The following is a 12,892-nucleotide window of genomic DNA, read 5'->3' on the forward strand; positions in this document are numbered from 1 at the left end:
ACGGCCGCCGTCGTCGTGTCGCGGGAGGTCTTCCGCGTACACCCCTCGGCGTAGGCGGCCGCGCGGTTCGGCGGGCCGGGCGCGGTGTCGGAGGTGTCGCGTTTAATCGGGGTGTGGACGTCAAAGAGCGCATCGCGGAGCTGACCGCCGAGGTCAAGCGGCTGAACGACCTGTACTACGGCACCGGGGACAGTCCGTTGCCCGACGCCGACTACGACGCGTTGAAGGACGAGCTGGCCGCGCTGGTCGCCGAGCACCCCGAGCTCGAACCGGCCGACAGCCCGCTGGGGAAGGTCAACGCGCCCGCGGAGCTGACCGGGCCGACCGTGCGGCACGCGCGGCCGATGCTGTCGCTGGCGAAGGCGACCGGCGAGGAGCAGGTCCGGGCGTTCTGCGAACGGTTCGGCGGGCAGGTGTTCCGCGTGTCGGAGAAGCTCGACGGGCTGTCGCTGTCGGTCGTCTACGTCGACGGGCGGCTCGACTACGTCGCCACCCGCGGGACGGGCGCGGTCGGGGAGCTGGTGACCGAGAAGGTCCGGCACGTGATCCCGGGCCTGCCGGCCGAGATCGAGGAGCCCGGGCGCGTCGAGGTCCGCGGCGAGGCGGTGATGCTGCGGTCGGTGTGGGCCGCCTACAACGAGGCGCACCCCGACCGGACGCTGACCAACCCCCGGTCGGGCGCCGCCGGGACGCTGGTGCTCAAGGACCCCGAGGCCGCCGCGGCCGCCAAGCGGCTGCTGCGGTTCTTCGCGTTCGGCGCCGACCGCGAGGGCGCGGCGGTGCGGATCCCGGCGGGTTTCGAGCCGGTCGCCCAGTACGTGTGCGCGACGCCCGAGGAGGTGCTGGACGCGATCGGTGAGATCGGCGGCCGCCGCGACGGGCTGGACTACGACATCGACGGCGCGGTGGTGCGGCTGCACGAGCCGGCGGCGTTCGACGCGGCGGGGTTCAACAGCGCCGAGCCGCGCGGGGCGATCGCGTTCAAGTACCCGCCGGAGGAGAAGCTGACGACGCTGCTGTCGGTCGAGTGGCCGGTCGGGAAGATCGGCCGCGTCCCGCCGCGGGCCAAGGTCGCGCCGGTGTTCGTCGGCGGCGTGACGGTGGAGAACGTCACCCTGCACAACCCGCGGCTGATCCGCGAGCGCGACCTGCGGATCGGCGACAGGATCGCGGTCGTGCGGCGCGGCGACGTGATCCCGTTCGCGGGCCGCTCGCTGCCGGAGGAACGGGACGGCAGCGAGGTGGAGATCGTCCCGCCGGCGCACTGCCCGTCGTGCGGTTCGGAGCTGGAGGTCCGCGGCACCGGCGAGGAGCGCTGGTGCCTGAACCTCCAGTGCCCGGCGCAGGCGACGCGGCGGCTGATGCACTGGGCCTCGCGGCAGGCGGCCGACATGGAGGGCGTCGGCGACGTCTGGATCGAGAAGCTCGCCGAGGACGGCGTGCTCAAGCGCCGCAGCGACTTCTACGACCTGACGGCCGAACGGCTGCTCGGCTACGAGCGGATGGGCGAGGTCAGCGCCAGGAACATGGTCGACTCGATCGCCTCGTCCAAGGGCATGGGCCTGCGGCGCGCGCTGATCGGCCTGGCGATCCCGATGGCGTCGGAGGGCACCGCCAAGCGGCTGTGCCTGGCCGGCTACCAGCGCGTCGAGGACGTCGCGGCGGCGACGGCCGAGGACCTGGTGGCGATCCGCGACATCGGGCCGAAGGCCGCCGAGAGCATCGTGGCGTTCTTCGCCCGCCCGGAGGTCCGGGAGGAGATCGCGGCGCTCCGCGAGCGCGGCGTCGACCTCGACGTGCTCGACGAGGACCGGCCCGTCGACGCGGCGGCCGCGGGCGACTCGCCGCTCAAGGGCAGGACGGTCGTGATCACCGGCGCGTTCACCGACCCGCGCTCGGGCGCGAAGATCAGCCGCCCGGACGTCACGCGCCTGGTCGAACGGGCCGCGGCGACGGCCGTCTCGTCGGTCTCGGCCGGCACCGACTACCTGCTCGCCGGCGACAACGTCGGCGCCGCCAAGACCGCCAAAGCCGAGAAACTCGGCGTCACCGTCGTCGACCAGGCCGAACTCTGGCGCTGGCTCACCCAGGCCGCCGTCATCTGACCCCCGCCACCGCCCACGCAGCGCCTGAGAATCGATCGCGCCGTCCTTCCCCGGGCCCCTCCTGAACGGCCCGACCGATTCGGATGGTCCTGCTCCTTGCGTACGGCGCGAAGGGTGCGACCGGTTCGCTCTGGCCGGTCCGGGTGGTGCGACCGGTGTGGACGGCCTTGCCATGCGGGCGGCCGATGGCTCGGACGTCCCACCGGCCGGACGAGCGGGTGGGTTAGGACGCTGCTTGGTGGGTTGTGGCGGTGGTCGGCGGGGTGAACTCGATGCGGCCTGCGACCTCTAGGAGGTCTGCGCGGCCGTTCTCGGCGGGTGGGAGCCTTCCGGCGATGACGACCGCGTCGGCGAGGTCGTCCGCGGTGAGGCCCGCGCTGGTCCATGCGTGCAGGAACGAGCCGCACATCTCCGGCCACGGTGGCGATGCGCCGCGGGCTACGGCCGTTCGGAGCGTCGGGCCGTTCCGGAGCGCCGCCAGACACTCGGTGCCGGCCGGCTCGATCGCCACCTCGCATTCGGGATGGCGGGCGAGGGCTCGTCGCAGCCGTACGACGGGCGGCGCGAGACCGGCGGGCGGCTTCGGGGGGCGGGTCACCAGGACGTCGGCGCTTGTCCGGTGGACGGTGGCGTCGTGGCGGGCGACGACGTGTGTGCCCGTGACCACGTTGGCGAAGGCGGACGCGCCCGCCCCCGGGTGCTTCGGCGTGGGCGGCGCGGCGCCTTCCGGGCGCGGGTCGAGGGTCATCAGGCGGGGTGCGCGCAGCCGGCCGCCCCTCGGGATGACCAGCACGGCGGGGACGCCGCCGTCCGGCCGGGGCGCGCCGGGGCGCGGGCGCGCCAGGCACAGGACGTGCTGCGGGCGGAACAGCCGGGTGAAGACGGTTCCGGCGAACTCCTCGGACATCACGGCTCCTTCTGCTACTTCGCGAGGAACGGGGGGACGGCCGGGCGCGGGACCGGCACCGTCGGCGGCTGCCCGAGCCGCAGCAGCCGGTACATCAGGCGGCGCATGTTCCGGCCGAACCGGCCCGGCTCGGAGGTGATCCGTTCGGCGACGCGGCGCAGCGGCTCCGGGCGGAACTCCTCGGCGGCCCGCGCGAGCTGCCTGCGCAGCGACGCGACGCCGGTGAGCCGCGGCGCGGTCTCGCCGAGCAGGGCGGCGGCGGACCCGGGGCCGACCCCGGCGGCGTGGAAGCAGCCGAGCAGCACCGGCACCCCCGCCGCCGCGCCGTACACGGTCGCCGGGCCGTGGTCGCCGATGATCCAGTCGGCGGCGGCGAGCACGCCCCGCCAGTCGGCCTCCGGCGCGACCAGGTGCAGGCCGCGGCGCCGGCACTCGGCCAGCCACGCCCGCGCCTGCCAGCTTCCGCGCCCGGCCCACAGGTGCGGGTGCAGGAGCGACACGACCTGGTACTCGTCCTCGGGCAGCTCGGCCAGCAGCCGGGGCCACAGGCCGGGCCGCCGCCCGATCAGCGACTCGCGGCCCCACGACGAGCAGACCACGACGAGCTTGCGGCCGTCGCCGGCGCCGAGCGCCGCCCGGTAGGCGGGCCGCCGGTCCAGGCTCGCGACGAGCCCGTCGTACGCCGGGTCCCCGACGACGCCCGCCGCCGGGAGCGCCTCCGGGCAGGCGCGGGCGAGCGCCGCCCGGTCGTCGCGGTGCGGCAGCGCGATCGCCGACGGGACGAGCCACCCGTCGTGGACGAGCCGCCGCGGGTCCAGCCCGTACGCGCCGCCCGCCGCCCGGCCCGCGCGCCGCGCGACGACCCCCGCCGCGCCGAGCCCTCCGGCCTCCTGCGGCAGCACGACGAGCGGCGCGTCCACCTCGTGGACGCCGCCGTGCGCCGCCGCCACGGCGAGGTCGTACCTGGTGCGCGTGGCGTTCGCCCAGGGCGTCCCCGCCGCCCCGAGCCCCGAGAGGAACGCCCGCGCGCCTTCCCCGAAGACGTCCGGGCCCTGGGTGAACACCACCTCCACGCGCGGGTCGTCCTCCAGGAGCCGGGCGGCGTCCAGGAGACGCTGCCCTGAGGCGACCGTGTGGACGATCAGCAGCACGGTCCTGCGCGCGCCCCTCGCCCCGTTCTCCGCGGCGGGTCCTTCCGGTCCCCGTCGCCGTCCGCTGTGTGCCATCGCGTTCGTGCCCCCTCCGTACGGCGTGCGATCGTCGATGACGCGACCCCGCACCGATCGTCGGAAGCGGCGCTTGCGGAACCGCTTGCGGAAACCTTGCGGAACGGCTCGCGGGCCCGGCCCATACCGGCCACGGCACACAACGCTCACTTCTGGCTACAGATCCTTGACAGGTGGAAAGATCCCTCCTGTCGGCGACGGTCAAAGGGCACTTTCCCTCTAGGGAGCGCGGATGGAATTCCGCATACTCGGCCCGGTGGAACTGCGGGCGCGGGGGAGCTCCACACACCGGGCTGGGCGAAGGAACGGTGCGTTCTCGCCAGCCTGCTCCTCGCGGTGGGCAGGCCGGTCACGGCCGAGGCGCTCATCGGACGGCTGTGGGAGGGCGACCCGCCCGGCCGGGCCCGGGCCCTGCTGCACACGCAGATCACCCGGCTGCGGCGCCGCCTCCAGGCGCTGGACCCGGACGTACGGCTCGAACACCGGTCCGGGGCGTACGTGCTCGTCGCCGACCCGGAGCAGATCGACTACCAGCGTTTCCGGTTGCTGCGCGCGCAGGCCCGGTCGATCGCCGCCAGCGGCGACCCGGCGCACGCGGTGCGGCTGCTGCGCGAGGCCGCCGAGCTGTGGCGGGGCGAGGAGCCGCTCACCGGCGTGCCGGGCTCGTGGGCGGAGATGGCGCGCCGCACGATCTCGGAGGAGCTGCTCGGCGGCGCCCTCGACCGCGTCGGCCTCGAACTGGAGGACGGCCGCCACGCCGAGGTCGCCGCCGAACTGGCCGGGCTCGCCGCGCGGTTCCCCTACGACGACAAGCCCGTCGAGCTGCTGATGCTCGCCCTGCACCGCTGCGGGCGGTCCGGCGACGCCGTCCAGGCGTACGAGCGGCTGCGGCGGCGCCTGGACGCGGAGCTCGGGCTGTCGCCCGGCCGCGACACCGCCGCGCTCCACCGGCGGATCCTCGCGGGCGACCCCGCGCTGCTGCTCGCCGACCGCCCGCGCCCCGAACGCCGCCCGCCGAACGACCTGCCGCGCGACGTCCACACGTTCACCGGACGCGCGGCGGAGCTGGAACGGCTCACGGCCCTCGCGGAGGACGGCGAGGGCGCCGTCGCGGTCCTCGCGCTCGACGGGATGCCGGGCGTCGGCAAGACCGTCCTCGCCGTCCATCTGGCGCACCGGCTCGCCGCCCGCTACCCGGACGGGCAGGTCTTCCTCGCCCTGCACGCCCACCAGCCCGGCCGCGAGCCGCTCGACCCGTCGTCCGCGCTCGAACGGCTGCTGATCAAGCTCCGCGTGCACCGGGACCGCATCCCGCCCGGCCTGGAGGACCGCGCGGCGCTGTGGCGGGACGAGCTCGCCGGGCGCCGCGTCCTCCTCGTCCTCGACGACGCGGTCGGCAACGAGCAGGTCCGCCACCTGCTCCCCGGCGCGCCCGGCTGCCTGGCCGTCGTCACCAGCAGGCGCCGCCTCACCGGCCTGGACGCGGCCCGGCCCGTGTCCCTGGAGGTCCCCGCGCCGGGCGAGGCGGCCGAGCTCCTCGCCCGCGTGGCCGGTGGACGGGTCTCCGCGGACGACCCCGCCGTCCGGGAGGCGGCCCGGCTGTGCGGCCACCTGCCCCTCGCGCTCCAGCTCGCGGGGAACCGGCTGCTGCACCGCGCCGCGTGGACCGCCGCCGACCTCGCCCAACGGCTGCGGGAGGGCGGCGGACGGCTCGCGGAGATCCGCGCCGAGAACCGGGAGCTGACCGCCGCGTTCCGGCTGTCGTTCGAGGACCTCGGCGAACGGGACCGCGACGCGTTCCGCCTGCTCGGCCTGCATCCCGGCGACGACCTCACCGCCGCCGACGCCGCCGTCCTGCTCGGAACGTCCCGCGCCGGGGCGGAGGCCGTTCTGGACGTCCTGCTCGACCACCACCTGCTCTCCGAGCGGGAACGCGGCCGCCACCGGTTCCACGACCTGATCCGCGAGTACGCGGCGCGGCTCGCCGAGGACGTCCCCGCGCCGGAGCGCGACGCCGCGGTGGAACGGCTCCTGGACCACTACCTCGCCACCGCCGGCCGCGCCGACCGCCTCGTCCATCCCGCCGACGGCCGTCCCGCCGACCCGCCGCCGGCCGCCGGGGAGCCGCCCGGAACGCCGGAGGAGGCCCGCCGCTGGCTCGCCGACGAGACCGGCAACCTCCTGCGCGCGGCGGCGTACGCCTCGGAGAGCGGCCGGCCCGCGTTCGCGGCCCGCCTCGCCGCCGTCCTCGGCCGCTACCTGGAGGGCGCGGGCCGGTGGACGGAGGCCGCGGCCCTCCACGAGCGCGCCGTCACCGCCTGGCGCGCCCTCGGCGACGAGGGGAGGCCGTCCGCGCGCTGGCCGACCTCAGCAAGGTCGCGTGGCGTACGGGCGAGTACGGGCGGGCGCTGGACGCGGCGGGGGAGGGGCTCGGCCTCGCGCGCGCCCGCGAGGACCGGCGCTCCACCGCGGTCCTGCTGAACCAGCACGGCCTGATCCACTGGCACCGTTCGGAGTACGACGTCGCGACCGGCTACTTCGAGCAGGCCCTCGCCATCCACCGCGAGCGCGGCGACGACCGCGGCGAGGCCGAGGTGCTCAACAACCTCGGGATCGTGCTGTGGCACCTCGGCCGCTACGACGCGTCCGCCGGGAGCCTGCGCGCCGCGCTCGCGCTCTACGAGGACGCGGGCGAACGGCGCGGCCGGCAGGTGACGCTCAGCAATATCGGATTCCTGGAGGCGGGACTCGGCCATTACGACACCGCGCTCGACCATTACCGGCGCGCCGACGACGCCATCGAGATGCGGCGCCAGGACCGCGCCATCTGGATCAACAACGTCGCCACCGTCTACCGCAAACTCGGCCGGGCCGGGCGCGCCATCGAGGAATACCGGAAGGCGCTGTCCATTTACCGGGAGATAGGCGACCGGCGCGGGGAATGCGATTCCCTCAACCACATCGGCGCGTGCTTCGCCGAGCTGGGCCGGGACGGCGAGGCGCTCATCCACCACCAGAAGGCGCTCAACCTTTCCCGGGACCTTCTGGAACGGTTCGAGGAGGCGGCGGCGCTGCGCAGCATCGGCGAGGTCCACCTGCGCGCCGGGCGGCACCGCGTCGCCGCCGAGCAGTTGGAGGCGTCGCTTGGGCTGGCCCGCGCGATCGGCGACGCCTACCAGGAGGCGCGCGCCCTCGACGGCCTCGCGGAGGTCGCCGCCCAGACCCGGGACGAGGCGCGGGCGCGGTCCCACCGCCGCCGCGCGCTCGAACTCTACGACGCCCTCGGAGTGCCGGAGGCGGACGCGCTCCGGGCGCGCCTTCTCGGCCCCAGTGACGCCTCCGGCGCCTGACGCCGCCATGGTGAATAGGCAAAGCCGAAAGACATTCTAGAATCGCCGTTGATGTGTCGGTGTGCAGTACTTGGTTCGCCCTGCGTTGGTACGTGGGACCTGCTACGTTCTTGCCTGGTTCAAGACGCCGCGCGGTGCCGCCGCGGGCGTCCGGCAATTCATGAAACCGTTTGGAGACGAATAACCCCGTGCGTAAATACTCGACCATTCTGGTGGGCATCGCCGGCACCTTCATGACGATGTCCTTCGTCAAGCTCGTCGACGCGGCCGAGACGTTCAGGAGCCTGACGGCGTGACGCGCTGATCGGGCTCGCGCCCGGAGGGGGACGGGCCGGCGGGACCTCGGGTCCCGCCGGCCCGTCGGCGTCCCGACCGGGCGAGGCCGTACACCGGGACGGCCGCGAACTGGAGCGCCGCGATGGCGAGCAGCAGCAGCGAGGGGCGGAGCGAGGCCGCCGCGCCGGTGAGCGCGGCCCCGGCGGCCGACGCGGTGATCTTCAGGCCCGCGCCCAGCGTGAAGACCTGCGTCCGCAGGCGCGGCGGCGCGTGGTCGGCGCGGACGCGCAGGGTCGCGGCCAGCAGCGGGCCGTCCGCCGCGCCCGCGACCGCGAACAGCGCGACGCAGACCGGATAGGACGGGGCGAACGCGGCGGCGGTCAGGGCCGTTCCGTGCGCGGCGAGGCTCGCGACGGCCATCGTCCGGGCCGGGACGGACGGGAGCCATCGGGCGACGGCCAGCGAGCCGCCGAGCGCGCCGACCGCGGACGCGGTCATCAGCACCCCGCCGCCGCCCGCGTGCCCGAGCGAGATCGCGAGCAGGACCGCCGTGCCGGTGAGCCCGCCGATCCCGACGTGGGCGAGGCACGTCGCGGCGGTGATGCCGCGCAGCTCGCGGTCGCGCCAGACGGCGGCGAGCCCGGCGGCCAGGTCGGCGCGCAGGGTGGGCGCCGACGGGGACGGCGGGGCCTGCCGCAGCGGCAGCGCGGCGGCGAGCAGCGCGGCGGCTCCTGCGGCCGCCGCCATGGCGAGCGCCGCCGCGCCGGCCGAGGCGACGGCGGTCACGAGGCCGACGATCGCGGGCCCCGCCACCGACGCCGCGTTGTAGCCCGCCGCGTCCAGCGCGTACGCCCGGTCCCTCGCCCCGCCCTCGGGGACGAGGACGGCGACCAGGCTCGACAGCCCGCCCGACACGACCGGCCCGAACGCGCCCCCGGCCAGGGCGACCGCGAACGCGGCGGGAGCCGGCGCCCGGCCCATGAGCAGCGCGACCCCCGCGATGGCGACCGCGAAACCGGCGAGCGCGCCCGCGTACAGCGGCCGGGGCCTCCGGGCCCGCGCCGCGACGCCGCCGGTCAGCGGGGCGGCGAGCACGTGCGGCGCCGTCCACGCGGTCAGGGCGAACGCGCCCTGCGCGGCCGAGCCGGTCCGTTCGACCGCGAGCAGCACCAGCCCGACCGACATGCCCTCCTCGGCCAGCCGCGCCGCGAACGATGCGGCCAGGTAGAGCCTCGGTCCCGCGTCCGGACGCACGCGCGCCCCCCTCCTGTAACGGCTTAAGGGAATAAGACGTTACAGGAAGGGGGTGGCGGGGTCACCCGGCCGGGCCGGTCGCCGGGTCGGGCCGGTCATCGGGTCGGCGCGTTCGCCGGGTCAGGGGTCGCGGACGGCGAAGAGGCGTCCGCCGAAAAGCAGCGCCGCCCCGGCGTACGCGGCGAGCACGCCGATCCCGGGCCACGGGCCGATCGGCAGCCGGTCGAGGCCGGTCGTCGCCTGGATGGAGAGCCCGGCGGGCATCGGCGTGAGCTCCTTGATCCGTTCGCTCCAGTCGGGGTCGCCGACGAGCTCGGCGACGACCGGGGACAGGAGCAGCAGCCCGAGCACGGCGGTGAGCGACCCGGCGGTGTCGCGCAGCGCGGTGCCGACGCCGAGGGCCAGCAGCGCGACCAGGACGAGGTAGAGCACGGTCCCGGCGGCGGCCCGCAGCGTCGCGCCGTCCGCGAGGGACAGGGGCGGATAGCCGTGCGCCGCGTCGAAGCCGTTGCCGGGCAGGATGGCCCGGCCCGCCGCCAGCGACCCGAGCACGCCGAGCGTCCCGGCGGCCCCGACCGCGGCGGCGAGCACCGCCGCCTTCGCCAGCAGCACGACCGTCCGGCGCGGGGTCGCGGCCAGGGTCGTGCGGATCAGGCCGGTGCCGTGCTCGTTGCCGATCGCGAGCGTCGCGAGGACGACGGCGGCGACCTGGCCGATCCGAACCCCGCCGAGGCTGAGCCTCGGAAGGTCCTCGCGGCAGCCGGACGGCGCCGGGCAGTGCGAGGTGTCGACCGCCGCCGTCATCGCCGCGCCCAGCAGCGCCGTGCCGAGGGCGAGCGCGGCCAGCAGCCACGCCGTGCTCGGCAGCGTCCGCAGCTTCGTCCACTCGGCGCGCAGCGCCTCGCGCGTCATCGCCCCGTTCACGCGTCCGACCGCCGGATCCGCCAGAGCGCGAGACCGTAGGCGGCGGCGGTGAACGCGCACAGCACCCCGAGCCCGGCCCACGGCCCGAGCGCCGCGTCGTGCTGCGGCACGGTCCGCTGGATCTCGAAACCCGCCGCGGGGGAGAGCCGTTCCACCCACCGCGCGGCCGACAGCGGCAGCCCGGTCGCCGCGATGTACGGGACGAGAAGCAGCAGCAGCACGACGCTGATCGCGGCGGCGCCGTGCCGCAGGATCGTCCCCGCGCAGACCGCGAGCACCGCGACCAGCCCGAGCAGCGCGGCCGTGCCGCAGGCGGCCCGCAGCACCGTGCCGTCCGCGAGGGAGGGGGCGTCGAGCCCGTTCGACCGGAGGACCGGGGCGACCAGCAGCAGCGAGCCGAACGCGGCGACGAGCCCGGCGGCGGACGACACCGCTCCGGCGACGGTCGCCTTGGCCGCCAGCACCCGGCCACGCCGGGACTGACCGCCAGGGTCGTCCGGATCATCCCGCGCCGGTACTCCGACGTCACGAACAGCACGCCGAGCGCGACGATCGCGATCAGCCCCGCCAGCACGCCGGACAGCGCGGACTCCGTCTCGTCCGAGGCGAACTCGTCCGGGCCGACGTCGCCCGAGCCCGCCAGCGTGACCGCGCGGCCCGCCTGGAGGGCCCCGAGATCGGGCGCGGGCCGGACGCCGTCCGGCCCCGCCGCGCCCGGCCCGCCGCCGGACCGGTCGCGGTCGCGCCACGCCGCGTCCGGTCCCGAGGCCGCGCCCTCGACGCGGACGCCGTCGAACGCGGCCCGCCCGTCCGTCGGCGCCGACTCGACCATCTCGCCGCCGAACAGCCGCTTGACCTTCACATCGTCGGGCGAGGCCACCAGCAGCCCGATCTCCGCGGCGGCGCCGAGCCCGCCGGGCCGGACGGACCCGACCCGGTTCCAGGTCCGGCCGTCCGCCGACTCGTAGCCCGTGACGGTCCCGCCGGCCCGGGTCAGCCTCAGCCAGCGCGGCGCGGCGCCGGGCCTGCTCGGGCCGCCGTTCCGGTAGCCGGTCGCCATCCGCACGCCGTGCCGCGGGGTGACCACGACCGCCGCGTACGGGGCGCCGGCGCGCAGGCTCCCCCGGATCATCAGCCCCGCCTTGGCGCCCGGATGGCTCTCGGCCTGCGCGGTGACCCGGGCGACCAGGGAGCCGTCGCCGCGCAGCGTCCGGTGCACGAAGCGGCCCTGGTCGCTGGTGCCCGGTGGCGGCGGCTCGTCCCGGCCGGCGGCCTCGCCCGCGGGCCCGCCCCCGCCGGCCGCCCCGCCGCCCCCGCCGGCGCTCGCGGACTCGTGGCCCGCCGCCGACAGCAGCGCGATCGCCAGGGTCAGCAGGACGGAGAGCGCGAGGGTCATCAGCCACCGCGGCACCGACCGCAGCTTGGTCCACTCCGCGAGCAGGAGCCCGGCGAAGCCCTCGCGCGCCTCCGGGGCCGTGCTCCGGTACGAGGCGGTCGCCGCGGTCATCGGCCGTCCCCTCCGTCCCCCGCCCCCACCCCGCCCGGACCGGCGCTCCCGGCGCTCCCGGTGGGTTCGGCGGGGTCGGTGGCACCGGCGGTCCCGGCGGTCCCGGCGGACTTGGCGAGGTCGGCGGCGGTCCCGGGGTTCCCGGGGGTCCTGCCGGTCTTGCCGTGCCCCGCGGTCCCGGCGGTCCCGGCGGTCCCAGTGGTCCCGACAGTCCCGACGGCCCCGGCGGGGTCGGTGCTCCCGGCGGCACCGTTGGTGCCGGGCGGGGCGGTGGCCGCGCGGAACTCGGCGGCGTCGCGGGTGAGTTCCATGTACGCCTCCTCCAGCGACGCGCGGTGTTCCGCGACGCCCGAGAACGGCACCGACGCGCCCGTGAGCAGCGCGACGACGCGTTCGGCGGCGAGGCCGGACACGGTGAGCGTCTCGCGGCCCGTCGCCGCCACGGTCGCGCCCGCGTGCGACAGGACGGTGATCGCGTCCTGCCGGTGCCCGGTGCGCAGCTCGACCCGGTCGCCGGACGCGGCGGCGAGCAGGTCGCGGACGGCGGTGTCGGCGATGAGCCGCCCGCGCCCGATCACCACCAGGTGGTCCGCGCCGCCCTCCAGCTCGCTCATCAGATGGCTCGACACGAGGACGGCCCGGCCCTCGGCGGCCATCGACCGCAGCAGCCCCCGGATCCAGGCGATGCCCTCCGGGTCCAGGCCGTTGACCGGCTCGTCGAACAGCAGCACCGGCGGGTCGCCGAGCAGCGCGCCCGCGATCCCGAGCCGCTGCCGCATGCCGAGCGAGTACCCGCCCGCCCGGCGTCGCGCCGCGTCCCCGAGCCCGACGAGCTCGACCACCTCGTCCACCCGCGCGGTCGGCAGGCCGTTCGCGCGGGCCATCCACAGCAGGTGGTCGCGGCCCCGCCGCCCCGGGTGCACCGCCCCGGCGTCCAGCATCGCGCCGACCTGCCGGAGCGGCGCGAGCAGCGTCCGGTACGGGCGCCCGCCGACCAGCGCGGTCCCGCCGTCCGGACGGTCCAGGCCGAGGATCATCCGCATCGTGGTGGACTTGCCCGCGCCGTTCGGCCCGACGAACCCGGTGACCTGCCCGGGGCCCACGGTGAACGACAGGTCGTCGACGGCGGGCGTCGGGCCGTATCGCTTGCGCAGTCCGCGGACTTCGATGGTTGCCTCCATGCCCGGCGACGCTACGGAGCCGCGGCCCCCGGCGTCATCACGCCGGCGGGGCGTCTTCGCCGTCCCGGCCAGGGGGGAACGGCCCGCGGCGCGTCCCCCGCGCGGGGGACGCCCGGACGGCGGCCCGGGGGACGCGGCGAACGCGCCGCAACCGCCAGAATG

9 protein-coding genes and 1 pseudogene are annotated in these 12,892 nt (G+C 76.6%); 4 read left to right on the plus strand and 6 right to left on the minus strand.

The genetic code is table 11. The annotated features are described in order from the left end of the window. Positions 1-113: 113 nt before the first annotated feature. The gene (gene ligA, locus GEV43_RS38980; RefSeq protein WP_160825661.1) at positions 114-2,105 is read left to right on the plus strand and encodes an NAD-dependent DNA ligase LigA; all 1,992 of its coding nucleotides are present in this window, start codon (positions 114-116) and stop codon (positions 2,103-2,105) included. 223 nt (positions 2,106-2,328) lie between these two features. Here ligA and GEV43_RS38985 read toward each other — a convergent pair whose 3' ends face one another. Next, positions 2,329-3,012, minus strand: coding sequence for a hypothetical protein (locus GEV43_RS38985; RefSeq protein ID WP_160825662.1), 684 nt, complete (start codon positions 3,010-3,012; stop codon positions 2,329-2,331). A gap of 14 nt (positions 3,013-3,026) precedes the next feature. Further along, the gene (locus tag GEV43_RS38990; protein WP_309240168.1) at positions 3,027-4,163 is read right to left on the minus strand and encodes a hypothetical protein; all 1,137 of its coding nucleotides are present in this window, start codon (positions 4,161-4,163) and stop codon (positions 3,027-3,029) included. Positions 4,164-4,574: 411 nt separating this feature from the next. Here GEV43_RS38990 and GEV43_RS47730 point away from each other — a divergent pair, with 411 nt between their 5' ends. Both GEV43_RS47730 and GEV43_RS52330 read left to right on the plus strand, forming a co-directional pair. After that, on the plus strand, positions 4,575-6,719 hold the full coding sequence (locus GEV43_RS47730) for a BTAD domain-containing putative transcriptional regulator (protein ID WP_160825664.1): 2,145 nt from the start codon (positions 4,575-4,577) through the stop codon (positions 6,717-6,719). A gap of 14 nt (positions 6,720-6,733) precedes the next feature. Further along, a complete protein-coding gene (locus tag GEV43_RS52330; protein WP_309240247.1) occupies positions 6,734-7,588 on the plus strand; it encodes a tetratricopeptide repeat protein in 855 nt (284 codons plus the stop codon). 276 nt (positions 7,589-7,864) lie between these two features. Here GEV43_RS52330 and GEV43_RS39005 read toward each other — a convergent pair whose 3' ends face one another. The 3 genes from GEV43_RS39005 to GEV43_RS39015 all read right to left on the minus strand — a co-directional run bounded on the left by GEV43_RS39005 (position 7,865) and on the right by GEV43_RS39015 (position 10,506). Beyond that, a complete protein-coding gene (locus GEV43_RS39005; RefSeq protein WP_206681583.1) occupies positions 7,865-9,118 on the minus strand; it encodes an MFS transporter in 1,254 nt (417 codons plus the stop codon). 120 nt (positions 9,119-9,238) lie between these two features. Next, a complete protein-coding gene (locus GEV43_RS39010; protein ID WP_309240170.1) occupies positions 9,239-10,042 on the minus strand; it encodes an ABC transporter permease in 804 nt (267 codons plus the stop codon). Further along, positions 10,039-10,506, minus strand: coding sequence for a hypothetical protein (locus tag GEV43_RS39015; RefSeq protein ID WP_160825666.1), 468 nt, complete (start codon positions 10,504-10,506; stop codon positions 10,039-10,041). Before GEV43_RS39015 ends, GEV43_RS39010 begins: the two co-directional genes overlap by 4 nt. Positions 10,507-10,686: 180 nt before the next feature. Here GEV43_RS39015 and GEV43_RS39020 point away from each other — a divergent pair, with 180 nt between their 5' ends. Further along, positions 10,687-11,010 carry a hypothetical protein gene (locus GEV43_RS39020; protein ID WP_160825667.1) on the plus strand — a complete coding sequence of 108 codons (324 nt, stop codon included), beginning with the start codon at positions 10,687-10,689 and terminating at the stop codon, positions 11,008-11,010. Between the two features lie 811 nt (positions 11,011-11,821). Here the strand turns inward: GEV43_RS39020 and GEV43_RS39025 are convergent. Continuing rightward, positions 11,822-12,730 (minus strand): annotated as a pseudogene (locus GEV43_RS39025) (ABC transporter ATP-binding protein); the annotation flags it as partial. Positions 12,731-12,892: the final 162 nt, after the last annotated feature.

This window comes from Actinomadura sp. J1-007 (assembly GCF_009793335.1).
Taxonomy (GTDB): domain Bacteria; phylum Actinomycetota; class Actinomycetes; order Streptosporangiales; family Streptosporangiaceae; genus Spirillospora; species Spirillospora yumaensis.